Source organism: Paractinoplanes polyasparticus, from assembly GCF_019710575.1.
Lineage (GTDB): Bacteria > Actinomycetota > Actinomycetes > Mycobacteriales > Micromonosporaceae > Actinoplanes > Actinoplanes polyasparticus.
Window position 1 is genome coordinate 12,588 of record NZ_JAHWFK010000059.1, and the last position, 26,690, is coordinate 39,277.

The 26,690-nt window shown below is 71.3% G+C and carries 18 protein-coding genes; 11 read left to right on the forward strand and 7 right to left on the reverse strand.

What is annotated here, in order from left to right; translation table 11 throughout:
* Positions 1 to 30: 30 nt before the first annotated feature.
* Positions 31 to 285: an alpha/beta fold hydrolase gene (locus KXC43_RS43770; protein ID WP_221382191.1), complete on the reverse strand. Its 255-nt coding sequence runs from the start codon at positions 283 to 285 to the stop codon at positions 31 to 33.
* 206 nt (positions 286 to 491) lie between these two features.
* On the opposite strand from KXC43_RS43770, the gene KXC43_RS43775 reads away from it, so the two are divergent.
* The 4 genes from KXC43_RS43775 to KXC43_RS43790 all read left to right on the forward strand — a co-directional run bounded on the left by KXC43_RS43775 (position 492) and on the right by KXC43_RS43790 (position 4,958).
* Complete coding sequence (locus KXC43_RS43775; protein ID WP_221382192.1) at positions 492 to 1,889, forward strand: FAD-binding oxidoreductase; 1,398 nt, start codon at positions 492 to 494, stop codon at positions 1,887 to 1,889.
* Between the two features lie 104 nt (positions 1,890 to 1,993).
* Entirely contained in the window at positions 1,994 to 3,796 is a 1,803-nt protein-coding gene (locus tag KXC43_RS43780) for an AfsR/SARP family transcriptional regulator (protein ID WP_221382193.1), read from the forward strand.
* Between the two features lie 90 nt (positions 3,797 to 3,886).
* Positions 3,887 to 4,459, forward strand: coding sequence for an NAD(P)/FAD-dependent oxidoreductase (locus tag KXC43_RS43785; protein WP_221382194.1), 573 nt, complete (start codon positions 3,887 to 3,889; stop codon positions 4,457 to 4,459).
* 4 nt (positions 4,460 to 4,463) lie between these two features.
* A complete protein-coding gene (locus KXC43_RS43790; RefSeq protein ID WP_221382195.1) occupies positions 4,464 to 4,958 on the forward strand; it encodes a nuclear transport factor 2 family protein in 495 nt (164 codons plus the stop codon).
* Positions 4,959 to 5,228: 270 nt separating this feature from the next.
* Here the strand turns inward: KXC43_RS43790 and KXC43_RS43795 are convergent, their stop codons facing one another.
* Positions 5,229 to 6,005: a GNAT family N-acetyltransferase gene (locus tag KXC43_RS43795; RefSeq protein WP_221382196.1), complete on the reverse strand. Its 777-nt coding sequence runs from the start codon at positions 6,003 to 6,005 to the stop codon at positions 5,229 to 5,231.
* Between the two features lie 140 nt (positions 6,006 to 6,145).
* Here KXC43_RS43795 and KXC43_RS43800 point away from each other — a divergent pair, with 140 nt between their 5' ends.
* Positions 6,146 to 6,604 carry a cupin domain-containing protein gene (locus tag KXC43_RS43800; protein ID WP_221382197.1) on the forward strand — a complete coding sequence of 153 codons (459 nt, stop codon included), beginning with the start codon at positions 6,146 to 6,148 and terminating at the stop codon, positions 6,602 to 6,604.
* Positions 6,605 to 6,864: 260 nt separating this feature from the next.
* On the forward strand, positions 6,865 to 9,630 hold the full coding sequence (locus KXC43_RS43805; RefSeq protein ID WP_221382198.1) for a helix-turn-helix transcriptional regulator: 2,766 nt from the start codon (positions 6,865 to 6,867) through the stop codon (positions 9,628 to 9,630).
* A 9-nt stretch (positions 9,631 to 9,639) separates the two neighbouring features.
* Here the strand turns inward: KXC43_RS43805 and KXC43_RS43810 are convergent, their stop codons facing one another.
* The 3 genes from KXC43_RS43810 to KXC43_RS43820 form a co-directional block, all read right to left on the reverse strand.
* A complete protein-coding gene (locus KXC43_RS43810; RefSeq protein ID WP_221382199.1) occupies positions 9,640 to 12,414 on the reverse strand; it encodes an AfsR/SARP family transcriptional regulator in 2,775 nt (924 codons plus the stop codon).
* A gap of 132 nt (positions 12,415 to 12,546) precedes the next feature.
* Positions 12,547 to 13,026 (reverse strand): sigma-70 family RNA polymerase sigma factor, encoded by a 480-nt coding sequence (locus KXC43_RS43815; RefSeq protein WP_221382200.1) that lies wholly within the window; start codon positions 13,024 to 13,026, stop codon positions 12,547 to 12,549.
* A gap of 159 nt (positions 13,027 to 13,185) precedes the next feature.
* The gene (locus tag KXC43_RS43820) at positions 13,186 to 13,590 is read right to left on the reverse strand and encodes a hypothetical protein (protein WP_221382201.1); all 405 of its coding nucleotides are present in this window, start codon (positions 13,588 to 13,590) and stop codon (positions 13,186 to 13,188) included.
* 15 nt (positions 13,591 to 13,605) lie between these two features.
* On the opposite strand from KXC43_RS43820, the gene KXC43_RS43825 reads away from it, so the two are divergent.
* From KXC43_RS43825 to KXC43_RS43835, 3 genes are read left to right on the forward strand one after another with little or no spacing between them, the layout of a single operon-like run.
* Positions 13,606 to 19,533, forward strand: a complete 5,928-nt coding sequence (locus KXC43_RS43825; RefSeq protein WP_221382202.1) for a non-ribosomal peptide synthetase — start codon at positions 13,606 to 13,608, stop codon at positions 19,531 to 19,533.
* Entirely contained in the window at positions 19,530 to 19,751 is a 222-nt protein-coding gene (locus KXC43_RS43830) for an MbtH family protein (protein ID WP_221382203.1), read from the forward strand. The genes KXC43_RS43825 and KXC43_RS43830 overlap by 4 nt, the downstream gene beginning before the upstream one ends.
* 11 nt (positions 19,752 to 19,762) lie before the next feature.
* Positions 19,763 to 20,485 carry a hypothetical protein gene (locus KXC43_RS43835; RefSeq protein WP_221382204.1) on the forward strand — a complete coding sequence of 241 codons (723 nt, stop codon included), beginning with the start codon at positions 19,763 to 19,765 and terminating at the stop codon, positions 20,483 to 20,485.
* Positions 20,486 to 20,534: 49 nt separating this feature from the next.
* Here the strand turns inward: KXC43_RS43835 and KXC43_RS43840 are convergent, their stop codons facing one another.
* Positions 20,535 to 22,304: an ABC transporter ATP-binding protein gene (locus tag KXC43_RS43840; protein ID WP_221382205.1), complete on the reverse strand. Its 1,770-nt coding sequence runs from the start codon at positions 22,302 to 22,304 to the stop codon at positions 20,535 to 20,537.
* Between the two features lie 228 nt (positions 22,305 to 22,532).
* Complete coding sequence (locus KXC43_RS43845) at positions 22,533 to 23,759, reverse strand: PQQ-dependent sugar dehydrogenase (RefSeq protein ID WP_221382206.1); 1,227 nt, start codon at positions 23,757 to 23,759, stop codon at positions 22,533 to 22,535.
* Positions 23,760 to 23,900: 141 nt separating this feature from the next.
* Between KXC43_RS43845 and KXC43_RS43850 the strand changes: the two genes are divergently transcribed.
* Both KXC43_RS43850 and secD read left to right on the forward strand, forming a co-directional pair.
* Positions 23,901 to 24,302 carry a hypothetical protein gene (locus tag KXC43_RS43850; protein ID WP_221382207.1) on the forward strand — a complete coding sequence of 134 codons (402 nt, stop codon included), beginning with the start codon at positions 23,901 to 23,903 and terminating at the stop codon, positions 24,300 to 24,302.
* Positions 24,303 to 24,363: 61 nt separating this feature from the next.
* Positions 24,364 to 26,598 carry a protein translocase subunit SecD gene (secD, locus tag KXC43_RS43855; protein WP_221382208.1) on the forward strand — a complete coding sequence of 745 codons (2,235 nt, stop codon included), beginning with the start codon at positions 24,364 to 24,366 and terminating at the stop codon, positions 26,596 to 26,598.
* Positions 26,599 to 26,690: the final 92 nt, after the last annotated feature.

Sequence of the window (26,690 nt, forward strand, 5' to 3'; positions counted from 1 at the left end):
GCCCGGCGCGAGGCGTTCAGTGCTGATCCGTCACGGGCCGGCGAACCATGTCTCGCAGACCGCGTCGAATGCCGCGGGCTGCTCGATCCACGGGAAGTGGCCGCACTTCGCGATGAGTTCCAGCGCCGGGGACGGCAGGGCCGCGTGGATGCGCTCGGCCTGGGACACCCGGTCGCAGGTGAAGTCGTCGTGGCCGACGACGACGAGGGTGGGCGCGATGATGCGGCCCGGCTCAGGCAGCAGGTTCCCGGACTGGAAGCCGGACGCCTTGCTGTACCGGAGCACGTTGTCGTCGACCTCCAGGCCCGGCAGCGGCGCGGGCCAGTTCGGAAGTCACCCGACCGAACGTACGTCGGCGCGCGGCGCGTACCGAGCGGATGTGATGAAGACGCCGGCGGTTGAACTGCGTCGTCCCTCGTCCGTGGCGAAGCCCGGCCGCCCGTCAACGTTTCGTCTGCGTTCCGTCGGCACGGCGCTGGTGGACTGGGGCCATGGCTGATTCGATCAACGACTACCGGACCGCCGCCGCCGAGCTCGCCCGCCGCGTCGCCGGCGCCGTTCTGCTCCCGGGCGACGAGGGCTACGCCGAGGAATGCGCGACGTACAACCCGGCCGTGCCCAACAACCCGGCTGTGGTGGTGGGCGCCGCCGGCTCGTCCGACGTGCAGGCCGCGCTGGCGTTCGCGAAGGACCACGACCTCGTCGTGGCGGTGATGAACACCGGGCACACCACCGTCGTCGCCGATGACCGCGCGCTGCTGATCACCACCCGGCGAATGGACGAGATCACCATCGATCCGGTCGCTCGCCGCGCCCGGGTCGGCGCCGGCGTGCGCTGGCAGCAGGTCGCCGACGCCGCGGCGCAGCACGGGCTCGCGCCGCTCAACGGTTCCTCGCCGCTCGTCGGCGTGGTGGGTTACACCCTCGGCGGAGGGCTGAGCGCCACGATGGGCCGCAAGTACGGCTGGGCGTCCGACCACGTCACCGCGCTCGACATCGTCACCGCGGACGGGCAGGTACGGCACGCCGATGCCGACGCCGAACCGGAGCTGTTCTGGGCCACCCGCGGCTCGAAGAGCAACCTGGGCATCGTCACCGCCCTCGAGTTCGAGGTGTTCCCGGTCACCCGGTTGTACGGCGGGGTGCTGATTTTCCCGGGCGACCAGGCCGCAGCGGTGCTGCGGGCGTACGCCACCGTGACCGCCCAGGCGCCGGACGAGCTGACCACCTCGATCGCGTTCATGCGGCTGCCCGATGTGCCGGTGTTCCCGGAGCCGTTGCGGGGCACCTTCACGGTGCACGTGCGGGTCTCGTTCCTCGGCGGTGCCGCAGAGGCGGACGCGCTGCTGGCGCCCCTCCGCGCGGCCGCGCCGATCGTGCTCGACACCGTCGGCGACATGCCCTACACCGACTTCGCCGCCATCTACTCCGACCCGGAGGGCCCGGCGCCGTTCGCCGAGCGCACGCTGAGCCTGCCACCGCTGACGGACGACCTCGTGGCGCAGCTGATCGCGAGCATCGGGCCGGCGGCTGACGTGCCGGCCAACATCATCGAACTGCGTCACCTCGGCGGTGCGCTGCGCGAGACGCCGGTCGGCGCCGGTGCGGCCGGCCTGCGCACGTCGGAGTTCGTCCTGTGGGTCGTCACCGTCGGTGGCCCCGACATGACCGGACCGGCTTTGCGATGGACCGGCGAGCTCTTCGACGGTTTGCGGCCGTGGGCGCTGGAGGGCAAGCACCTCAACTTCATCGGTCGGGAAGATCTGGCCGAGGAAGCGGTCCGCGCCGCCTACCCAGCCGCCACCTACGACCGGTTGGCGCGGGCGAAAGCCAAGTACGACCCGGCGAACGTCTTCCGCCTCAACCACAACATCAAGCCGGCGGCCTGACCACCGGCACGGAATTCCGGGACCCGAGTTCACTGGGTATCTGGTCATAAAGGTCACGCGCGACGGACTTGGCCCAGCCTGGCTGCCCCGTGAAGATTCAACGGGTGAGATTCACTCTGCTGGGCCCGGTGCGGGTCATCACGGATGCCGGTGACGTGGCCCTGGGGCCGCCCCAGCAGCGTGGGCTGCTGGCCCTGCTGCTCCTGCGGAACACGCCGGTGCCGATCGACGACGTGGTGGACGCGCTGTGGGGCGAGAATCCACCGGCGTCGGCGCACAGCACCGTTCGCACGTATGCCGCCCGGCTGCGGCAGGTCCTGGCCGGCGGTGAGGCCGAACTGCGCCGGTCGGCGAGTGGCTACCACATCGCACGAAACGGGGCCGGTGTCGACGCGGACGAGTTCGACCGGCTCGTCGGCGCCGCCCGCGAGGCACGGCGCTCCGGGGACATCGCCGGCGCGGCGGCCACGCTGCGCGCCGCCCTCGAGGTCTGGTCCGGTCCGGCGCTGGGTGGCGTCCGAGCGGAGTTCGCAGCCGCCCAGCGCACCCGGCTCGAGGAGTCCCGGCGTGCCGCTCGTGAACAGCTGTTCGACGCGGAACTGGCGCTCGGCCGGCACGAGGCCATCCGTGCGGATCTCGGCGCGGCCGTCGCCGATCGGCCGTTGGACGAGCGCCTGACCGAGCTGTGGATGACTGCCCTGCACCGCTCCGGGCGGACGGTGGAGGGGCTCGAGGCGTTCCGCCGGCTGCGCGCCGGGCTGCGTGACCAGCTCGGCATCGAACCCGGTCCCGAGCTGCAGCGGTTGCATCAGCGTCTGCTCCAGGGCGACGAGGCCGTCGGCGGGCCGGCGGTGACGGCCGAGCCGCCGGCGACCCGGCCCGTTCAGATACCCCCGGACGTACGGGATTTCACCGGTCGCCGCACCGAGGTCGACCGGCTGTGCCGCGTGCTCACCGAGGACGGCGGGATACCGGTCGCCGGCATCACGGGTCTCGGCGGGTCGGGCAAGACGACCCTGGCCGTGCACGTGGCCCATCTGTTCGCCGATCGATTCCCGGACGGGCGGTTGTTCCTCGATCTGCGAGCCCGCACCGGCCGAGCCATGAGTACGCACGAGGCCCTCGGATCGCTGCTCCGCTCGATCGGGCCGGGCATCTCGCTGCCCGGCACGACAGCCGAGCGCTCCGCGCTGTGGCGCACGATGACCGCCGGGCACAAGATGCTGGTGGTTCTCGATGACGCGGACAGCAGCGAGCAGGTGGAACCGCTGTTGCCAGGCTGCGCGGTGGTGGTGACGGCGAGTCGCCGCCTGCTGGAGCTGTCGGCGGTGGCATGGCAGCGGCTCGGCCCGCTCAGCGACCAGGAATCGCTGCGCCTCCTCGGCCAGATCTCCGGGCACCGGCGGATCAGCGCCGAACCGGACGCGGCTCGAGAGCTGATCGCCGCCTGCTCCGGGCACGCCCTGTCGGTCCGGGTGGCCGCCGCCCGGCTGCTCGACCGGCCGATGTGGACGGTGCGGCAGATCATGGCGCAGCTGGCGGAGGATCTGCAGGCGCCGGTCGTCATGCATGCCGACTGCAAGATTGTCGATGAGCCGATCCGGCGGGCGGAGGCGCGGCTCGGGGCGGTGCCGGCCGAGGTCTTCCGCCTCGCCGCCCTCGCTGCTTCACCGATCCGCACCGTGGCCGAGGTGACCGCGATGACCGGGCTGTCCCGGGCCGAGGCGCGTGCCGCCCTGGAGGAGCTCGTGGACGCCCACCTGGTGGAGGCGCTCGACACCGACACCTACCGGTACGCGGTATTGATCCAGGCCTTCGCTCGGCGCCGGGCCGAGCAGGTCGAGGGCCCGGACCGCTGCCGGGCGGCGCTGGCCGGCCTGAGCCGCAGGCTGGTCGCGGTGGCCTGAGGCCCTGACGGCCGGCATCGTGTGGCTGCAGCCCGAGCCGCGCACGGAGTGAGGAGTGAGACGCCGATCACGACATCCCCGCTCGAACGAATGAGAAGTCCCACCGTCTCTCCCGGAGAGGCGCGATCCGGCGCCGGAGCGCCGACCGGCGATGCCGCGAACGACATCCGCTGGTATCTGGACGGCCGGCCGATCCTGGCGCATGTGTCCGGCCTGCCGGCCGTCATGGCCAGCCGCGCACTGGTCGAGCACGTGGTGCGGCAGCGGGTTGCCGCGACGATCAACGTGAAGATCGTCGATGCGACCGAGGTGACCGGCCTGCGTGTCACCGGGGACGGGTCCAGGGTGATCGGCGTATCACTCGCCGGGCCGGACCGGACGGTGGACGCGGACCTGGTGGTCGACGCGGGCGGCCGGGGTTCGCGCAGCCCGGTGTGGCTGGCCGATCTGGGCCTGCCCGAGGTCCCGCGGGAGACGGTGGAGCTCGGCCTCAGCTCGGTGTCGCGCGGGCGTTCATCGGGGTCTTCCACCTGGTCGACCCGGGTTCCGCGCCGGCCGCCCCGGAGATCGCCGCCCGGATGCACGACTCTGCCGGCTCACCAGCCCGAGCGTCCGGCGTCAACGTTTCGTCGGCGTTGCGTCGGCGCCCGCTTGATGGAGTGAACTCATGACCGACACGATCAACACCAACGCGACCCTCGCCGGCCTTCTCGACCGGGCCGCCATCACCGACACCCTCCACCGCTACGCCGCCGGCCTCGATCTCAACGACGCCGACCTGCTCGCCTCCTCGCTCACCGAGGACGCCGTCGTCGATCTCGGCCCGGCCATGCGGCGCATCGGGTACGACTTTCCTCCGCTCGCCCCGCGGGAGACCGTCGTCACGAGCCTGATCGGTGCGGTGGGGCCGCTGGACTCCAGCCACTCCATCAGCAACGTCCGCATCACGATCGACGGCGACAGCGCCACGGTGCTCGCCTACGCCCAGGCGCAGCACTTCAAGCCGGGCTCCGGTTCCGACCCGGCGGTGACCCGCCACGCCTTGATGATGAACCGTTACACCGCGACCATGGTCCGCGACGGCGAGCAGTGGCGCATCCGGCACCTCGACATCGCCAACGCCTGGTTCGAGGGCGACGCGCTCATGCTGCTCGGCGAGTAACGCCCGCAGCAGCGCGGTTGCTGCGTGTCCCGGGCCGGGCCGGAGCCAGATCGCGGAAGGACCCGGTCGGTCCGGCTCCGGTCACGACGATGTCCCTGCCACCGGCGACGGAAGCGCGAGGCCAACGTCACCGGTGACCGGCCGAGCTCGGCCGAGACGGGATCCGGGTCAACAGCATCTCCCCGGGCACGCATCCGCCGGCCGTGCCGGAACCCGGGCCGGAGCGACGTCCCAGCCGCGGGCCGACGAGGTCGTTCGTCCCGCGCCGGATCAGAAGCCGAACAGCCGGTATTCGCTGACCTGCTCGAAGCCCAGCCGCCGATAGACCATGGCCCCTCGCGGGCTGGCCGTCAGGGCGGCCACCTTCAGTCCCCGGCCCCTCGCCTCGCGCAGCAGCTCCGCGGCCAGTGCGGTCGCGATGCCGCGGCCCTCGAACTCGGCGATCGTCGCCATGTTGTAGATGCCGGCCACACCATGGCTGATCGACAGTGCGCCGCAGGCGACCGGCCGGTCGCCGGACCACGCGACGTAGCGCAGCTGTTCCTCGCGCCGGCCGTCCCGGGCGAGCTCGACCTCGGTGGTGGCGTCCGCGTCGGCCGCGGACATGCCGTTCGGCACCGGATAGGTCGCGGCGAACGCCGCGAGTTCGGCCTCGGTGCGCGCCTGCTCGATGCGGACGCCGTCCGGTGCCGGCACGGCGGGCACGCCGTCCAGCCGCGCCGCCATCACCGGGACGACGCCGGCGAGGGAAGCGCCCCGGTCGAGGAGCAGATCCGCGACGTCGGGATCGCTGTCGACCGGATGGTTCCACCACAGCCAGCTGGTGCCCTCGAGCGCCTCGCGGGCCCGGCGCACCGCGGTGTCGATGTCGATGCCGCGGGCCCGTAGCACACAATTGAGCAACCCGTGCCGGAGACCGCTGCGGTAGATCGGCAGGTCGGCGTCCGTGTCGTCGGCGCTACCCCAGCCGAGCCAGTAGGCCCGGTTGTTGGCCAGCTGCGGGGCCAGGTCTCGGACGGAGGAGACGACGGATGTCAGTGAGTTCATGAGCGGAACGACGCACCGGACCGGTCGAAGTTCGCCCGATGAGGCGTTACGCACTGCAGGCGTCGCACCGGAGTTGCCGGCGATTCGAACAATCCGGCGGGTGAACCGTCGTTCTTCCAGGAACGACAGGAGGAACCGTCATGTCAGTCTTCACCACCCCGGACGATCAGCCGGTGTACCGGCTCCTCAACTCGGACGCCCGGATGCTGGCCACCGAGCAGCAGACCGAGGGCGAGCTCACCGTGGTCGAAAGCACGGGGAACCGCGGGCACTCGACGCCCCGGCACCGGCACCTGCGCGCCACCGAGACCTTCATCCTGCTCTCGGGCGAGATGATCATCGAGGTGGGTGACGAACGCCGGGAGGCCGCGGCGGGTCACGTCGCCATCCTGCCGCGTGGCATCCCGCACAGCTTCGTCGTGGTCAGCCCGTCGGTTCGGTATCTGACCGTGCACACGCCCGGCGGCTTCGACCGCTTCGTCCGCGATCTGAGCATCGCCTCAGCCGGGAACGGGCCGACGGACGCCGCGACGCTGGCGGCCGTCGCCGCGCAGCACGGTATCGAGATGCTCGGCCCAAGCGTGTCCCTTCTCCGGTGATCGGGCCGGCCGATACCGCATGAGGCGTAGCGCTTGCCAGCACGGAGAGTGATGAAGTGCGCACGTGTCGCTCGGTGAGATGTACGCATGTCGGCGGATGCCCGCGTACGAGCCGGTCGGCGACGGTAGCTACATGGATATCGCAGTCAGCTGGACCGACCCCGACAAACCCGTTCGACCCATCGCCGCACCGGCCTGGTGAGACCTCCGGGATCCGCCACTGAGCGATGTGCCTCGGCGGCCGAATCTAGAATGCCGGCATGGATCCATTGCTGGGGCGTGTGCCGGAACTGGCCGCGCTGACCTCGGCGATCCGCGATCTGCGCCGGGGCCGTGGTGGCCTGTTCTGGCTGGAAGGTGAGCCCGGCATCGGCAAGACCGCTCTGCTCGACACGGTGATAGAGGTGGCCCGGACCGAGGGCGTGGACATCTATCGGGCGACGGCCGAGGAGGCGCTGCAGGCCTTTCCGCTCCTTCTGTTCGGCGGCCTGTTCGGCAATCAGGCGTCGGCGGCGGTGAGCGGGCCCGGCAGCCCCGATCCGATCCTGGTGGCGATCGAGGAGATCGTTGATGACGTGCTCCGCCGGAGCACCCGCGGCCCGGTCCTGATCGCCCTCGAAGACCTGCAATGGGCCGACCCCCATTCGCTGACGGCCTGGTTACGGCTGATCCGCGAGGCGTCGCATCACCGCATCCTGCTGGTCGGAACGGCCGCCACGTCGCCGGAGATCGACCGTCGGACGTGGCGTCCCCGGACAGCCGTCGTCGCTGCGGGCGGGACGGTGCTGGAGCTCGCGCCCCTCGTCCCGGGCGAGGCGTTCGACCTCTTCTCCCGTGAGTTGGGCGCCGGACCGGGGCCGCGGCTGCGCTCGTTGCTCGCCGAGGCGGGAGGCAATCCCTTCTATGTGTCCGAGCTCGCGCGGTCCCTGGTCCGCGAGGACTTGCTCATCCGAGGGGGCGGCGAGGCCGAATTGCGTACGGGCGCGGTCGATCCGCCCGCCTCGCTCGGGGCCGCGTTGCACCGGCGTCTGCGGCTGCTCAGCGACGAGACACACAGCCTGCTACGGATGGCCGCGCTGCTCGGCGGGGAGTTCGACGTCCAGGAGCTCGCCATCGTGCTCGGCCGCCCGGCTGCCGGCATGGTCGAGAGCCTGCAGGAGGCACACGCCGGCGACGTGATCGTCGAGACCGGCGACGGGCGGCTCGCGTTCCGGCACGGCCTGATCCAGCGGGCGCTGGCCGACGAGCTGTCGGCGTCCCTCCGCACGGCGCTGCACCAGCAGTTCGCCGAGGCCCTGGCTCGGCATGGCGTGCTCTTCTCCGCGGTCGCCGCGCATCTGCTCGCGGTGCCCGGTCAGTCGGCGCCCTGGGTGGCGGGCTGGCTGGCCGAGCTGCGCGAAGCGGTCCTGCGTTTCTCGCCCGAGCCCGCCGCCGTGCTGCTGTCCGCGGCCCTCGACGCAGCGGCCACGCCGACCGCCCTGCGCGAGGTGCTGGCGGCCCGGCTGATGCCGATCGTGCAGGCCCTGGGCCGGGACGCGCAGAGCGAGGAGGTCGCCGCCGGCCTGCTGCGCGTGTCGGCCGATCCGGTTCGCCGGGCCGACGCCTGGCTGGCCCGGCTGGCCGTGGCCAACCGCACCGGCCGTTTCCCGGAGGCGCTCGCACTGAGCGAGAAGGCCCTCGCCGACCCGCTCCTGACGACCGGCAGCCGGGCCTGGATCCGCTCCCGCCGTGCCCTGTACCTGCTCAAGAGCGGTGCGGCCGCGGAAGGCGAGACCGAAGGGCGCCGGGCTCTGGCCGAGGCGGAAGCCGCCGATGACGCCGTCGCCATCGGATACGCCCGCCAGACCCTGGCCACCATCGGGCACGACCCGGGTGCGGCTCTCGCCCACCTGGATGCCGGGCTGGCCGCGCTCGACGCGGCCGGAGTGACCGGCGAGCAGCCCGCACTGCACATCATGTTGCTCAACAACCGTCTGGCCGCATTGAACAACCTCGGGCGCCCGGCGGAGTTCCGGGAGGCGGCCCGGACCGTGCCGGAGCTGATCCGGCGGATCGGCCGCAACCGTGCCGCGATGCTCGTGCTCGGCGTGGCCATGGGCAGCTACGACTTCGGGGACTGGGACGACGCGCTGGCGTACCTGCGCCTGATGCCGGACGAACTGCCCGCCGCGCTGCGCATGGGACGACACGGACAGGCCGCGCTGATCCTGGCTCATCAGCAGCGGTGGAGCGAGACCGCGCGCGACCTGGCGGCCGGGTCGGCGATCACGGTCGCCGGCGCGGACACGCGCATCTATTCCGGCTATCTCGTCGCGGCGAAGGCCATGCGCGCGGAGGCCGACGGCGACCTGCGGCAGGCCGCCGAGCTGCTCGCCACGTGGGTGGAACCGGCCATCGGCATCGAGGGACGGGAGCGGTACATGTGGCTGCCTGACCTCACCCGGGTGTCGTCGGCCATCGGCGACCGGCAACTCGCGGCCACGGCCGTCGCCGCGGCGGCCGAGGACGCCGCGGCGACGGACGCTCTTCCGATGCAACGCGCGGCGGCACAGCTGACCCGCGCTCAACTCGAGGACGACACCGCCGGGCTGCGCCGGGTGATCGCCGTCTACGAGCACCACGGCTGGCGGTACATGGCGGCGTTCGCCGCCGAGGAGCTGGCGGTCCGGTTGGCCGCAGGCGGGGACGGCGGCGAGGCGCGGGAGGTCTTCAACGACGCCGTACGGGGATATTTCGCGCTCGGCGCCGCCGGAGATCTGCGCCGGGCCGACTCCCGGTTGCGTCCCCACGGCATCCGGCGGGGCAGCCGCACGCTCGACCAGCGGCCGGCCGAGGGCCGGGAGGCGCTGACCGCGGCCGAGCGGCGGGTGGCCGAGCTGGTCGCCCAGGGCCGGTCCAACCCGGATGTGGCCAAGGAGCTGTTCCTGTCGCCCCGGACGGTGCAGACCCACGTCACCCGGATCCTGCGCAAGCTCGGCTACACCTCACGCATGCAACTGGTGCGCGCCCACGGAGGGCCTCGGTGAGGTGACCGGTCAATCGTGGTCCCGGGCGCGTCGCAGCCGGCCGATCAGCTCCAGCGCATACCGGGTGCGCGTGTCGTCGAAGTAGGCGAGCGCCTTCTCCCATGCCTCTCGGGCGGCGTCCCACCGGCCGGACGCCGCCAGGACGTCGCCGTTGGTGGTGAACGCCTCGGCCTGGGTGATGCGGTAGTGCGTTCCGGCGAGACGCTCGATTCCGCGTTGCGAGAAGCTGAGCGCATCGTCGACCCGGCCCTGGGTCAGGGCGCTCCGCGCCAGCAGCTCGTCGCAGATCGCCAGCCCCTGGACGTCGCCGGTAGCTGTGCAGATCTCGGCGGCGCGACGGGCGAGGGACTCCGCCGCCTGCGGGCGCTCCGTGACGAGATAATTGGCCATGACCTGGAGCGCGCTGGCCTCGGCAGCGTGCAGACCGTGCTTTCGCAGCAGCAGTATGGCCGTGCGGTGCGAGCGGATCGCCTCGGCGTAGGCGCCGGTGGCGAGCAGGACGCGGGCGAGGTTCATCAGCACGTGGGCCCGGTCGGAGTCCATCCCGGCCTGGTCGAAGAGCTCCAGGGCCGCACGGAGATGCCCCAGCGACTCGTCGTAGTGGCCCAGGAAGAACAGGGCGCCGGCCACCGACCGCTCCATGTGTGCCCGGCCCTCCACGTCACCGGCTGCGGCGGCCGCGTCGAGCGCCAGCTGAGCGACGTCCCGCCACTCGGTCCACCAGGTGTAGCGGTGATAGAAGAGCTGCATCGACAGCACGAGCTGCCACACCCGGGAAGCGTCCCCGCGGTGTGCGGCATCGTCGATGATCGATCGGAGCACGTCGTGCTCGGCGAGGAACCATTCCATCGCCGGGGTTCCGTCGACAGATCCCGCCGCGTCGTCACGGATGAGCGGAGGCGGCTGACCGGAGCCCTCGATGAGGCTGTTGGCCGAGTCGGCCCCGTCCTGGTAGAAGTCGTGAAGCCGGCGGAGGGTGGCCTCCCGCGCGTCCCGGGAATCCGTCGCCAGGGCCAGCTCCAGCGCGTACTTGCGCACCAGCATGTGCAGGCGATAGCGCTGCGGCCGATGCTGCGTGACCAGCCGGGTGCGCATCAACTCGGCCAGCAGTCCGCGGGTCGCGCCACCGTCGACCTCGGCCAGGGCGGACGCCGACGGCGCGGTGATGTCCGGCCCCGGATGAAGCGACAGCAGCCGGAACAGGCGGGCGGCGGCCGGCGTGAGCCGTCGGTAGGACCAGGAGAAGACCGCGCGGAGGTCGTTGTCCAGGTTGTCGTCGTCGAAGGCGTCCAGAGTCAGCCGGGTTTCCCGCAGCTCCGACAGGATGGCGCCCAACGGCTGATCGGCGGCCCGGGCGGCGACCACCGCCATGGCCAGGGGGAGCCGTCCGCAGCGCTCGATGATCTCGTCGAGAGCCGCCTTCTCGGTCCGGGCGCGGTCGGGTCCTATCCGGTTGACGAAGATCGCCCGCGCCTCCGCGGCGCCGGGCGTGTCCAGCGTCAGCAGGTCCGCGCCGACCGTGGCGGCCAGGGGAGCGAGCCGGGTGCGGCTGGTCACGATCACCAGGCAGTCCGGCGTGCCCGGAAGCAGTGGTTCGACCTGCTCGGCGGCGTAGGCGTTGTCCAGCATCACAAGCATGCGACGGTCGGCGAGCGCACTGCGGTAGAGCGCCGCCCGGGACTCGACGCCGACCTTGCCGGGCGGTTCCACGACGCCCAGCGCCGAGAAGAAGGCGAGCAGGACGTCGCCCGGGTCCACCGGTGGCCGACGGCCGTCGAAACCTCGCAAGTCGGCGTAGAGCTGCCCGTCGGGGTAGTCGGCGGCGAGCCGGTGGGCCAGATGGATTCCCAGGGTGGTCTTGCCGACCCCTGGTATGCCGTCGATTCCCAGCACGACCGTCGATCCGGAACGCCGGCGCGTGTACCCCAGGAGTTTGCCGAGGGCTTCGTCGCGGCCGGTGAAGTACGGATGGTCGGAGGGAAGTTGCGCCGGACGAACGGCATGTCCCTGGTTCGGCGTGGGCTCCTCGTCCGGGGAGCTTTCGGCACCGTGCAGAACCGCCTGCAGCGCCGCTTGCAGCTCCGGTCCGGCGACCAGCCCCAACTGGTCGTCCAGCTGCCGATTGACCTGCTGGTAGAGCAGGATGGCCTCGGCCTGCTTCCCGTCCGCGGCCAGCAGACGCATGACGTCGGCCTGGACTGCCTCGTCGAAGGGGTTGCGCGCTGCGGACCGGCGCAGTGCCGGAAGGGCGGCCGAGGGCTGCCCCAGGTTCAGCGCCAGCCGTGCTGCCTCCCGCGCGACGGAGGTGCACTCGTTCTCGAGGGCGACGAATGTCGGATGGCTGTCCACCGCGATGTCGAGTCCGGCGGCGCAGCGGTCCCGCCACTGATCGAGCGCCGAGATCAACAGTGCCAGCGCCTGGTCAGGTGCCGGCGCTGTCCGGGCCTTCTCCACGTCCTGACGGAAGGCGAGCAGGTCCAGGGAATCGGCGCCAACCCGCATCTGGTAGCTACCCGCGCCGCCGGCCAGCCAGCGGCCCTCGGCCCGGTGCGGCAGATCCGGTTCCAGCAGCCGGCGCAGTGATCCGACGTAGCGGTGCACCACGTTGACGGCGCTGCTGGGTGGCCGTTCGCCCCACACCAGCTCGACGAGGTCCGACACGCTGACCCGCTCACCGGCGCGAGCGAGCAGGAGCGTCAGGATGAGCCGCTGCTGCCTCGCGCCGAGGGCTAGCTCCACGTCGCCCCGCCAGGCCCGCAGGGGACCGAGCAGGATGAATCGCACGTCTGGCATTGTCCCGCGCTCCGGCCTGTCACGGCTGATCGAAATCCTCGGCGCAACGGTACGCGCCGGACCGCCGGGATGCCGTGTCGTGGCCCGTCGCTCAGCTTACGAAGCAACCCGGGCCGGCCGGCCTCATTCGACGGGATTCAGCGCCGCCCGGAGGGATCGCATGGCGTAATGCGCGCGCGACTTGACCGTTCCGGCCGGAATGCCGAGCCGTTGCGCGGCCTCCTCGATGGAAGCGCCGCGGAAATGGAGTTCCTGGAGAACAGCGCGGTGTTCGCTGCTCAACCGCTGGAACGCGTCCGTGAGGTCGTGCAACGCCAGTGCCCCGGAGACGCTGTCGACCGTGCTCATCCGGTCGGCCTCCACCAGGCTGACCTCGGGCGGCCGGGCCCGTCGAGACCGAGCGGCGTCGATGGCGACGTGCCGGGCGATGGTGAACAGCCATTTGCGAGCGTTCTCCACCTCGCCGGGCAGCGAATCGAGGTGACGCCAGACCCGGAGCATCGTTTCCTGCAGCAGGTCCTCGGCCGCGGGGCGTTCGTTGCGCGTCAACCCGAGCAGGAAACGCAGCAATGGCCGGCAATGGGTCGCGTGCACCGATTCCATCAGCGATTCGGCGTCGCGGCGGCGCCGGGCCGTCGACCCGTCGTGGGGTGCCGCCATCGCTATCGTCATGAATATCAAGACCCTTCTCGCAGGAGCTGGAGAAAGGTTATGAATTTCGGTGTTGCAGATATGTGGAATTGAAGTGCAATATTTGTGGAATCAATTCCCGGCGGATGGCGAAGTGCCGGCCTCGATCATGATGACGATGACGAACGCCACAGGTTCACCGCGTCGATGGCTCGTTCGTGAGACCCGATCAGGTCGCGGGAGCCGGACTGTGGCGTTGACCGCGGTCCTGGCCCAACCCTGGGCCGTCGCCGGCCTTGCTCGGCCGCCGCCGGGCTTGCGTTCCTGTGGTTCCATGTCGGACTGATGTCGTGCCTGGTCATTGAGGGTTTTGAATGCTCTGCAGATGAGTACGACGCAGCTGTCGCCCTTCTTGTGCACCACATTCGCGGTGATTTTCTCCATCTTGCGGTTTTTGTCTCGTGCCACCACAGTGGCCTGACGTTGCGCCATTGATGACCGTCGCCGTGCGAGCGGCGGCCGGCCGTCGGGCGTCACTTCGAGGAGGCAGATGTGCAAGGCGTCGGAGAGACCCTGCCGGAGGTGTTCGCCACGCGGGTGGAGCGTGGCGCGCAGACGACGGCCGTGGTCGGGGACGACGGCCCGGTGTCCTTCGCCGACCTGGACGCGCGTTCCAACCGGCTGGCCCGGCTGCTGATCGACCAGGGGGTGGGCCCCGAGGTCGTGGTGGCGCTGCGGCTGAGCCGGTCGGTCGAGTTCGTGGTGGCGGTGCTCGCGGTGGCGAAGGCAGGCGGCGCTTACGTGCCCGTCGACGTGGCCTATCCGGCTTCGCGGGCCGAGTTCATGATGACCGACGCGCGAGCGCGATGCGTGGTGACCACGGCGGCCACCCGGATGCCGGCGCCGGCCGGGGCCGAGGTGGTGCTCGACGATCCGAAGATCGCGCAGGAGGTGGCCGGGCTCGACGCGGGGCCCGTGCGGGACGCCGATCGCCACGAGACGCTGGCGCCTGACCACGCCGCGTACGTCATCTACACCTCGGGCTCGACGGGAGTGCCGAAGGGCGTCGTGGTGACCCACCGCAACGTGCTGAACCTCGTGCGGGCGCAGGCCGGGGCGCTCGGTCTGGGGCCGGGCCGGCGCCGGTTGCAGTTCGCGTCGGTCAGCTTCGACGCGTCGGTGTCCGAGGTGTGGACGACGCTGCTCTCCGGTGCGGCCCTGGTCGTGGCGGACGCCTCCCGGCTGGTTCCCGGCCTTGCGCTCGTCGACCTGGTCCGTAGCCACGGCGTCACGCACGTGACGCTGCCCCCGTCGCTGCTGCCGGCCGTGGAGGACGCCGGAGGACTGCCGGAGTCGGTGACGCTCGTCGTGGCCGGGGAGGCGTGTCCGCCGGCCGTGGCGGCGCGCTGGAGTCGCGGCCGGCGCATGCTCAACGCGTACGGGCCGACCGAGGCCACCGTCGCAGCGACCGTGAGTGACCCGCTGACGGGCGACGGCACACCGCCCATCGGGTGGCCCCTGTCCGGCGTACGGGCGTACGTCCTGGATGAGATGTTGCGGGAGCGACCGGCCGGTGAGCTGTATCTGGCCGGCGCCGGGCTGGCCCGAGGATACGCCGGACGCACCGCGCTGACCGCGCAGCGTTTCGTGGCGGACCCGTTCGGCGCGCCCGGTGAGCGGATGTACCGGACGGGTGACCTGGTGGTGCGGCGGCCCGACGGCCAGCTCGAGTACCGGGGCCGGGCCGACGACCAGGTCAAGATCCGGGGTGTACGGGTGGAGCCGGGCGAGGTCGAGTCGGCGCTCATGGGCCTGGCCGGTGTGGAGCAGGCCGCGGTCGTGGCTCACGGCGACGGCGCTGATCGCCGGCTGATCGCCTACGTCGTGGCCGACGCGGACGGTCCGGACGCGGCGAGCCTGCGCCGGAGCCTGGCCGGGGTGGTGCCCGATCACCTCGTGCCGCCGGTGTTCATGATGCTCGACTCGCTGCCGCTGACGATCAACGGCAAGGTCGACCGCAGCGCGCTACCGGATACCGGCGCCGATTCCGGCCGCGGCCGGTACGTGCCTCCGGCCGGTGCGGTGGAGCAGGGGCTCGCGGGCCTGTGGGAGGAGGTTCTCGGCGTTGCCCGGGTGGGCCGCGACGACGAGTTCTACCACCTCGGTGGGCACTCGCTGCTGGCGACCCAGCTCGTCAACCGCGTCCGGACGGCGATGAACGTCGAACTACCGGTCCGCGACCTCTTCGAGACCTCGACCCTGGCCGAGCTGGCCAAGCGGGTGTCGGTGCTGAAGACCGGCGCCCGGCCGGTGCTGCGCCGTCAGGTGCGCCCGGCGGTGGTGCCTCTCTCGTACCCGCAGCAGCGGATGTGGCTGACCGCCCAGCTGCGCGGCGGCGACGGGGCGTACCACATCCCGGTGGTTCTCCGCCTGTCCGACGGCCTCGACGCCGAGGCCCTGAGCGCGGCGGTCACCGATGTCGTCCGCCGGCACGAGCCGCTGCGCACACGCTTCCCGTTGCTCGACGGGCAGCCGCGGCAGCAGGTCGTGCCGATGGGGGAGATCGGCGAGTTGCTAGTTCACCAGCACATCGCCCCGGACGAGCTGCCGGACACGGTCAAGCGCGTCGTCCGCGACGGATTCGACCTGACGACTCAGATTCCGCTGCGCGCCCACCTGCTGGAGCTCGGCCCGGACGATTTCGCCCTGGTGCTGGTGCTGCACCACATCACGGCCGACGGCGCGTCCATGGAGGCGCTCCTGCGCGACCTCGGCGAGGCGTACGAGCAGCGACGGTCGGGCCACCCTCCACGATGGACCGAACTGCCGGTGCAGTACGCCGATTTCGCCCTGTGGCAGCGGGAACTGGTGCGGCTCGCCCGTCCCCGGCTGGACTACTGGCGTGACCTGCTCGACGGTGTTCCGGACGAGCTCGCCCTGCCGGCCGACCGCAACCGGCCGGCCGAGCCGACTTACCGCGGCCGGTCGGTGCCGGTGACCATTCCGCTCGAGGTGCACGAGCAGGTGACGGCGACAGCGCGACGGCACGGCGCCACCGTCTTCATGGTGCTGCAGTCGGCCGTGGCCGCGCTGCTCTTCCGGCTCGGCGCCGGGACCGACATCCCGCTCGGGTGGCCGGTCTCCGGCCGGGTCGACGAGGCGCTCGAGAATCTGGTCGGCTTCTTCGTCAACACCCTGGTGCTGCGGGCCGGCCTCACCGGTGACCCGTCCTTCGAGCAGTTGCTGAGCCGCGTCCGCGAGCAGGACCTGGCGGCCTTCGGCAACCAGGACGTGCCTTTCGAAAGCGTGGTCGAGCAGCTGAATCCGCCCCGCGTTCCGGGCCGGCACCCGCTGTTCCAGGTCATGGTGGCCTCACAGGTCGGCCGGTCGGCGCGGTTGGGGCTGACCGGTGTGCGCTCGCAGCGGATGGGCGTGGGATCCGGCTCGGCGAAGTTCGACCTCAGCTTCCAGTTCGTGGAGCTGCTCGACGAGTCCGGCCACCCGTCCGGCATCGGGGGCGAGGTGATGTACGCGTGCGATCTCTTCGATCACGACACCGCCGAGCGGATGGTCGCCATCTTCGGCCGGCTGTTGTCCGAGGCGGTAGCGCAGCCCAGCCGGGCGATCAGCCGGCTGCCGATGACCAGCCCCGCGCAGCAGCGCGCAGCCGAGGCCGCGAGCGTGGGAGACGTACGCGACGGTCCGGCGCGAACCTGGCCGCACCAGCTCATCGAGGAGCACGCCCGCCGAACTCCGGCCGCGACCGCCGTACGGTTCGAAGGGCAGAGCCTGTCGTACGCAGAACTCAACCGCCGCGCGAACCAGTTGGCGCACCGCCTCATCGGCCTGGGCGCGGGCCGCGACGTGCTGATGGGCGTCAGCCTGGAACGCGGCTTCGACCTGGTCGTGGCCGTCCTGGCGGTGTGGAAGACCGGAGGCGCGTTCGTCCCGCTCGACCCGGAGTTGCCGCCCGCCCGCCTGACGTCGATGATCGCCGACACCGGTGTTCCCGTCATCGTCACGCACCAGGCCACCCGGCAGCGGCTGGCCGGCCACGACAGCCTGCTGCTCGACATCGACACAACGCACAGCGGCCCGGACCACGATCCCGGCGTGCCGGTCGACGGGGAGGACGCCGTCTACGCGATTCACACCTCCGGGTCGACCGGCACACCGAAGGGGGTGGTGAACGTCCGCGCCGCCATCGGCAACCGGCTGGCCTGGATGAACGAGCGGTTCGGCCTCGGCCCCGACGGCCGGGTGCTGCAGAAGTCGCCGTTCACCTTCGACACCTCGGTGTGGGAGCTGTTCTGGGCGCTGACCAACGGCGCGACCCTGATCATGGCCCGGCCCGGCGGGCACCGTGACAGCCGCTACCTGGTCGAGCTCATCCGCCGGGAGCGGGTCACGCTCGTCGATTTTGTCCCGTCGATGCTCGAGATGTTCCTGCGCGAGCCGGACGCCGGAAGGTGCACCAGCCTGCGCCACGTCATCGCCGGCGGAGAAACGCTGACCCCCAACCTGTTGCGGCGCTTCGCGCAGACGCTGCCCGGCGCCGACGTCCACAACCTGTACGGACCGACCGAGGCCGCGATCGGCGTGACCAGCTGGCTGTGCCGCGCCGACGACGAGGGTCGCAGCATGCCGATCGGCGTCCCCATCACGAACGCCCGCGTCTACGTCCTCGATCCCGGCCTCGAGCACGTGCCGCCCGGCGTCCCCGGCGAGATCTACATCGCGGGGCGCCCGCTCGCCCGCGGCTACCTCAACCGGCCCGCACTGACCGCGCAGCGGTTCGTCGCCGATCCGTTCGTGCCGGGTGGCCGGATGTACCGGACCGGCGACCGCGCCCGGCGGCGCGCGGACGGGGCGATCGAGTTCCTCGGCCGCGACGACGAGCAGGTGAAGATCCGCGGAGTGCGGGTGGAACTGGGCGAGGTCGAGGCGGCTCTGCTCGGCATGCACGGTGTGGAGCAGGCCGTGGCGGTGGTGTACGGCGACGGCATGGACAAGCGCCTGGTGGCGTACGTCGTCGGTTTCGATCCCGACCCGGTCCGGCTGCGCCGGCAGATGCCGGCGGTCGTGCCGGCGCACCTGGTGCCGTCGGCGTTCGTGGCGATGGACGCCTTCCCGGTCACCGTCAACGGCAAGGTCGACCGCCGGGCGCTGCCCGATCCGGGTGTGGCCGACGTCGAACGGTCGTACGAGCCGCCCGCCGGCCCGATCGAGCAGTCGCTGGCCCAGCTGTGGCAGGCTCTGCTCGGCGTGGCACGCGTGGGCCGTGACGACAACTTCTTCGCGCTCGGCGGCCACTCGTTGCTGGCCATGCAGATGGTCAACGAGCTGCGGACGCTGCTTCGGGTGGAACTGCCGTTCCGGACCGTCTTCGAGACCCTGACCATGGCCGACCTGGCCGCCCGGATCGGCGAGCTGCCCCGGCTGCCGGACGAGCGGCCGCGGGACTCGGCCGAGGACCGGATGCGCATCCTGATCGCCCGGGCGCTCGGCGTCGACGACGTGGCCGCCGAGGACAACCTCTTCGACCTCGGCGGCGGCCGCGAGACCGTCGAGGCGGTCGCGCGGGCCATCGAGGCCGAGTTCGGGGTGACCGTCAACCCGCTCGTGGTCTCCGCCGTGCCGACCGCAAGGGACCTCGCGGGCTGGCTCTCCGCATCGTCGGAGGAGACGACCCTCGACGTCGTGGTGCCGTTGCGGCCGGGCACCGGCCCGGTGTCGCTGTTCTGCATCCACCCCCTGGGCGGCTTGAGCTGGCTCTACTACCCGCTGGTCAACGCGATTCCCCCGGCCGTCGGGGTGTACGGCGTTCAGGCCCGTGGCCTGCAACCGGCAGAGATGTTGCCGACGACCATGACCGCGATGGCCGCGGACTACGTCCGGCAGATCCGCCTCGTCCAGCCGGAGGGGCCGTATCACCTGCTGGGCCTGAGCACCGGCGGGGAGATCGCGCACGAGATGGGCGTGCAACTCCAGCGCGCCGGCCAGCGGGTCGCCCTGATCGCCATGCTCGACGCCCGTCCGACGCCGCAACGCCCGGCGACCCAGGTGGAGCGGCTGAACGCGGTCGCCCGCCACTTCGACCTGAACATTCCCGCCGAGGAGCGTCCCCACCTCACCGGGGACGTGCTGTACGAGCAGCTCCGGCATCGTCAGGGGCCCTACTCGTTCCTGATGCGGCAGAAGGGCCGGGCCACGGTCGACTTCTACGAGAACATGATCGAACTGACCGACAGCCATCAGTTCTCCGTCTTCGACGGCGATGTGCTGTTCGTCGAGGCGACCGCGGCCCGGCCGCCCGAGCACTACTTCGCACCGATGTGGCACCCGTACGTCACCGGCGCCGTCGACGTCATGGCCCTCGATTACAAGCACCGGCAACTCGCCCGGGCCGAGGTCCTCCAGATGATCGGTGCGCGGGTCGCCGAGCACATCACCACTCCCACGGAAGGGCCGACGGCATGACCAACCCGTTCGAACGCGAGGACATTCGCCACTACGTCCTGGTCAACGACGAAGGACAGCATTCGCTGTGGCCGGAGGTGATCGACGTGCCGTCGGGCTGGCGTATCGTCCTGGGGCCGGACGACCGCGACGCCTGCCTGGCCTACGTCGAGAAGTCGTGGTGGGACATCCGGCCGGCGAGCCTGGTCGCCCGGATGGCCTCGGCGCGGAACGACTGACCGCCACCGTCATGGACTCCAACCTCCTGTTCCTCTGGGGCACCCCGCGGTCGATGTCGACGGCGTTCCTGCGGATGATGCTGGAACGCGGCGACCACGAGGTCTACCACGAACCGTTCTCGAGCATCGTCGTGCAGGGCCGCACGGTCGTCGGTGAACACACCGCGACCAACCACGACCAGCTGATCGAGCTGCTCGAGGAGCGCGCCGCCGACCGCCCGGTCTTCGTGAAGGAGACCACCGAGTACGACTATCTGACGACCGGCGGGGACCGCATTCCGCACGTCGGGCGGCACACCTTCATCATCCGCGACCCGCGCCTGGTCATCCCGTCGCACTTCGCCATGAACCCGGGGATGGTCTGTGACGAGATCGGGTACGGCCACCAGCTGGAGATCGCGCGGCGGGTCCGCGAGGTGACCGGCGTACGCCCGTACGTGGTCGAGGCCGAGGACCTGCTGACCGACGCGCGGGACGCAGTCGAGCGCTACTGCCGGCACGCCCGCATACCGTTCCTGGAGTCGTCGTTGTCCTGGCATCCCGGGAATCAGCCGGTATGGAGCCGGACCGAGAAGTGGCACCGCGATGCGGCCCGTAGCTCCCGCTTCACCCACTCCGAGCGCACGTACGAGTACACGGTGGACAACAACCGCTTCCTGTACGACTGCTACTGGCACCACCGGCCGCATTACCACGTTCTGCGCAAGTGGGCCCGGGCGCTCGTTCCCGTCTGAGCTCGCCCGGTGGCTGCTGCGCGGTGAGCCTCAGCTCGCCCGGTGGCTTCTACGCGGTGAGGGCGGCGTAGAAGCCACCGCTCGAGACCAGGCTGTCGTGGGTGCCCGACTCGAGGATGCGGCCGGCGCGCATGACGACGATCTGATCAGCGTTGCGCACAGTGGACAGCCGGTGGGCGATGGTCACCGTCGTGCGGCCCTGGGCGAGCTTCTCGAGAGCGCGTTGCACCGCGCGCTCGGTCGAGTTGTCCAGCGCGCTGGTCGCCTCGTCCAGCACCAGGATCGGTGGATCGCGCAGCAGTGTGCGCGCGATGGCGATCCGCTGCTTCTCCCCGCCCGAGAACCGGTGCCCGCGCGCGCCTACGAGGGTGTCGTAGCCGTCGGGCAGCGCGACGATCACGTCGTGGACCTGTGCGGCCCGAGCGGCCCACTCCAGCTGCTCGTCGGTGGCGTCCGGCCGGGCGTAGCGCAGGTTCTCCCGGACCGAGGCGTGCAGCAGGTACGTCTCCTGGCCCACCACGCCGATCGCGCCGACCAGCTCGTTGAGCCGCAGCGCGCGCAGGTCGAAGCCGTCGACGGTGATCCGGCCCTCGGACGGGTCGTAGAGCCGCACGATCAGCGCGGCGACCGTGCTCTTGCCCGAGCCGGTCTCGCCGACCAGAGCGAGCGAGGAACCGGGCGGCACGTCCAGGCTGACGCGGTCGATCGCGGGCTCGTCGTTGCCGGGATAGGTGAAGCTCACGTTCTCGAAGCGCAGGTGACCGCGTACGGGCTGGGGCAGCCGGACCGGCAGGGCCGGGTCATCGACCTCGGCCGTCAGGTCGAGGTACTCGAAGATGCGCGCGAACAGCGCCGTCGAGCTGCTCAGCGAGACGCCGACATCGAGCAGGCCCATCATCGGCTGGAACAGCCGGGACTGCAGGCTGGTGAAGGCCACGACGGTGCCGATGGTCAGCTGGCCGGCCGCCGGCGGAAGGCCCGCGCTGAGATAGATGACCGCCGGGATCGCGGCGAAGATGATGTTCATGGTGGCGCCCCGCCAGCGGCCGGCCAACTGCGAGCGCAGCTGCAGGTCCACGAGGCGGGACGACGACCCGGCGAAGCGTTCGATCAGCGCCGGGCCGGTCCCCATGGTCTTGCTCAGCTGCACCCCGCTGATCGACAGGCTCTCCTCGATGATGACGTTGAGATCGGCCAGCTCACGCTGGCGCTTGCCGGTGATCTCCTTACGCACCTTCGCGACACGGCGGGCCAGCAGCAGCGCCGGCGGCAGAACGAGGGTCGAGACCAGGAAGAGCTGCCACGACAGCGCGAGCATCGCGACGGCCGTGGCGATGGCCGTCGTCAGGTTCGAGGCGATCGACGTCGCGGTCGAGGTGACGACCGCCTGCATGCCGCCGATGTCGTTGGTGATACGCGACTGGATCTCGCCGGCCCGGGTGCGGGTGAAGAACGACACCGACTGCCGGTGCAGATGGGTGAAGACGTCCACCCGCAGCTGATGCATGACCCGTTGGCCGACCGCGGTGGCGATCCACGTCTGCGTGATACCGAAGACTGCCGTGAGAACGGCCACGACGATCAGCCCGGCCACCAGCCAGCTCAGGAGCCGCACATTCTGCGCGGGCAACGCCTGGTCGATGATCGCGCGCAGCAGGAAAGGCGTGGCCATGCCGACCAGCGACGAGGCGACGATGATCCCGATGACCACGGCCAGCCGCGGCCAGTGCGGTTTGAGGAGACCGCCGACGCGGCGCAGGGACACCTCGGGCGTTGTTTTCGCCTCCTCCGCCTCGCCGACGGCGGTGGCACCCTCCATCACTGCGAACCCCCTCCTGACCGGCTGCGTAGAGGCTACGGGGCAGCTCGGGCGGAACCGGGAATCCATCAATGATTGTGAAATTGTTCGGTCGAGTGCACAATTCGGGCCGGCGGGTATGCGCAGGTCGCGTGGGCGATCGAGCACTACCGGCCCACCCCCCCGGCGTCATGCGGACCGCCGAGCGGGGTGGGGACGCGGCAAGTGGTTCAGCGCTGTTCGAGGCGTTCAGCGCCTCGCCGTGGCGTCGGCTGAGGTCGGCGTGACCCGTTCGAACCGCACCCGGTTCAGCCATCCCGGGTAGTCGCTGAGCACGTAGAGCTCGCCGTGCACGTCGGCGGCGAACGCGGTCGGCTGGGTGGGGAAGGTGCCGATCGTGGCGGACTCGTAGCCGCCCCCGGGCTTGGGGCGCACGGCGAACGCCTGGGTCGAGCAGTAGTCGCTCGCGACGTACGTGCCTCGTGCCTCAGGGGTCCGGGATCCCCGGTACACCACGCCGCCGGTCACCGAGCAGCCTTCGGTCATGTAGTGCTCGTACTCGAAGACCGGATCGACGTACCGCACGCCGGGCCGGCACTGCGCCGGGTCGAACACCGGGGTGCCCTCTCGGCACGACCAGCCGAGATTCGACCCGCCCTGCCAGGGACGGATGTGGTTGACCTCCTCGACCAGGCCCTGGCCGACGTCGCCGATCCACAGCGAGTTGTCGATGTCGATGGAGAACTTCCACGGGTTGCGCAGTCCGTAGAGCCAGATTTCCGGCCGGGCGCCCGGCGTGCGTACGAACGGGTTGCCGGCGGGCGAGCAGTAGGGCTTCGCCCCGCAGGCGCGGTTGACGTCGATCCGCACGATCTTGCCGAGCAGGGTGCCGAGGTCCTGGCCGGCCTTGAACGGGTCGTTCGCGTGGCCGCCGTCGCCGGTGGACCAGTAGAGGTAGCCGTCCCGGCCGAACGCCACCTGCCCGCCGTTGTGGTTGCCGTATTCGGCGTGTTCCTGGGTGAGCAGCACCTGTAGCCGTTCCGGGGCGTTGATGGGCAGCCGGGCCACGGTCAGCGCGCCGGCCGGCAGGCTCGTGTACGACACGTACAGCATGCCGGTTCGCGCGAAGTTCGGCGCCGGCGTGATCCCGAGCAGGCCGCGCTCGTTGTCGGACGTGTCGATCCGGGCGGTCAGATCGAGCACCGGGTCGGCCGCCAAGCCGGTGTCGGGATGGTAGGCGCGGACGGTTCCGTCCTTCTCCGCGATCAGCATCCGGCCGTCCGGCAGTCCGGTGATGGCGATCGGACGCCGCAGACCGGAAGCCACCTGTTCGGACACGACGGTGAGTTCGGCCAGTGGCGCCGCACGGGTGGGGGACGCGCCGGCCGCCGACACCGGGTGCGACAGCGGCGCGGACAGGACCGATGCGAGCAGGCCGGCCAGCACGGCGACCGTACGACTACGCCCTTGCGACATGTTCGGCTCCTCGAGCAGAGTGGCGGACGGGGATGATCCGGGAGCGCTCCCACATTACATCGATGACTGGCAATGAAAGAAGGGTCGTCCACTTTTCCGGCCGGCTGGCAGCGCTGGCGCCGCCCCCGTAGCGTGCACCTCATGTCCGGGGAGCGCGCGTCGCGCACGGCATGGTGGCGTCGGTGGGCGGGCCTGCCGGCCGTCGTCGCGCTGCTCTTCGCCACCTCGGTGGTCGCCGCGACCCCGCAGACGGCGCAGGCATCCGGTCCGGTCCGGGCGCCGTCGGTGCTTCAGGTCGTCATCGCGTCGGCCCCGCACGCCATGGGGCAACGGCCGGATCTCCGGGCCGTCGACCACGGTGGACAGGATCGTGTCGCCCCGGATCTGACCGCGCTCGCTTGGCTGTCGGAGCAGACCGGCGCCAGGGCCCCCACGTGGTGGCACCTGCGACACGACGGCGACGGGCGCCTCGCGCAGGCGGGCCGGGAGGCCCATCAGGTCAGGGGACCGCCAGGACGGCGTGCAGCAGACGCCCTGTCCTGACCCCGGCGCCGCCGCCGGCCCCCGCCGTGCCGCGCGCCACCCTGCCCTAGGAGAACTCATCGTGTCGCGCGCTACTGCCGTGCGCGCATTTCTTGCCCTTGTCGTGCTCGTCGTGTCCGGGTGGCTCGTCGCCACCCGGCCGGCGCGGCTCGGGCTCGATCTGCGTGGTGGAACCCAAATCGTGTTGCAGACCCGGGACGGCGACCAGAGCCGGGCCGACGCCGTCACCACCGACCAGGCCATGGAGGTGCTGCGCCGGCGGGTCGACCAGCTCGGCGTCAGCGAGCCGACGCTCGTCCGTTCCGGCGAGCGTCGGATCATCGTGGAACTGCCTGGTGTCACCGACCCCCGGGAGGCCGCCGAGGTCATCGGCCGCACCGCTCAGCTGTCTTTCCGGCCGGTGCTCACAGCGGCCGGCTCCGGGTCCGCGAAGCCGCCGGCCGGCGGGCTCGCGGTGCCCGACGAGACGGGCAGTCCCGTGCTGCTGGGACCGGCCGCACTGTCCGGCCGGCAGATCGACGGCGCTCAAGCCACCATCGAGCCGCCGGCCGGCTGGCAGGTCGCGGTCGACTTCACCGGCGACGGCGCCCGGGACTGGCAACGGCTGACCGCCCGGGCCGCCTGCTCGCCACCGGGTGACCCGGGACGCCGGGTGGCGATCCTGCTCGACGGCGAGGTGGTCTCGTCCCCGCAGGTCAGTCCGGAGGCGACGTGCGAGATCGGATTCGCCGGCCCGGCCATGCGGATCACCGGCTCCTTCACCGCGGACGACGCCCGCGACCTGGCCCTGCTGATCCGGGCCGGGGCGCTGCCCGTTCCGGTCGACGTCATCCAGCAGCAGGTGGTCGGTCCCAGCCTCGGGAAGCAGGCGATCGACGACTCGGCCCGGGCGGCGCTGCTCGGCGCGTTCGCCATGATCCTGTTCATCGTCGCGGTGTACCGCCTGGTCGGTGCGCTGGCGGCGGTCGCGCTGGTGGCCTACGGGCTGGTCTCCTACGCGGTCCTGCTGGCGATCGGCGCCACCCTGACGCTGCCCGGGCTGGCCGGGTTCGTGCTGGCGATCGGGATGGCGGTCGATGCGAACGTCCTGGTGTTCGAGCGGGCCCGGGAGGAGTACACGGCTAAGCCGTCCCTGCGTACCGCCATCCGGGACGGCTTCAGCCGGGCCTGGTCGGCGATCGCGGACTCCAACGTCACCACCCTGGTGGCCGCGGCGCTGCTGTTCCTGCTGGCGTCCGGTCCGGTACGCGGCTTCGGCATCACCCTCGGCATCGGCGTGCTGGTCTCCATGTTCACCGCGCTGGTCCTCACCCGGCTCCCGGCCGAGGCGCTGCTGCGGCGACGGTGGCTGGCCGTCAGGCCTCGCTGGAGCGGCCTTGCCCACCAGGGCTGGGTGCGGCGGACCATCATCGCCCGTGACCCGGACCTGATGGGCCGCCGCCGATGGTGGCTGGTCGTCTCGGCGGCGGCGGTGCTGCTCGCCTTCGCCGGTGTCGCCACCCGCGGCGTGGACCTCGGGGTGGAGTTCGTCGGTGGCCGGCTGGTCGAATACACGACCAGCCGGCCCCTGTCGACCGAGGCGGCCCGGGAGGCAGTGGCGGCTGCGGGCCTGGACCGGGGGATCGTCAGCGAGGCCGGTGCGGGCAACCTCTCGGTACGCGCCGGCTCGTTCGACGACGCCACGGAACAACGGGTACGCGACGCCCTGACCGCTCGCGGGGCCGGCGATGTGCAACGGCTCCGCGACGACAAGGTCGGGCCCAGCCTCGGCGCTGAGTTGCGCAACAAGGCGCTGCTGGCGCTGGGTATCGCGCTGACGGCGCAGCTGGCGTACCTGTCGCTGCGGTTCCCGTGGCGCTGGGGCGCCGCGGCCGTGCTCGCGATGGTCCACGACGTGGTCATTCTCGTCGGGGTGTTCGCCTGGCTCGGCAAGCCCGTCGACGGGGTGTTCCTGGCGGCGCTGCTGACCGTCGTCGGGTACTCGGTCAACGACTCCGTGGTGGTCTTCGACCGGATCCGGGAACTGGTCCGCGGCCAGGGCAGCACGAGTCCCCGGCTGCGCACACCGTTCCCCGGGCTGGCGAACGCGGCGTGCCTCCAGACCATCCCGCGGACGGTCAACACCGGGCTCGGGGCGGTTTTCATCCTGGCCGCCCTGGCCGTGCTGGGCGGGCCGTCACTGGTGGACTTCGCGATCGCCCTGCTGATCGGGATCCTGGTGGGCACGTACTCGTCGGTGTTCCTGGCGACGCCACTCGCCATCGCCTTCAAGCCGGGAGCCGCCCGGTCCCGCTGATCGTGAGCCCGGCTGCCACCCCGGCTTCGTGGGGTCCGGGTGGCGGCCGGGTCGTGCGTCAGCGCGCCGACAGCGAAAGTCGCGATCGCTCC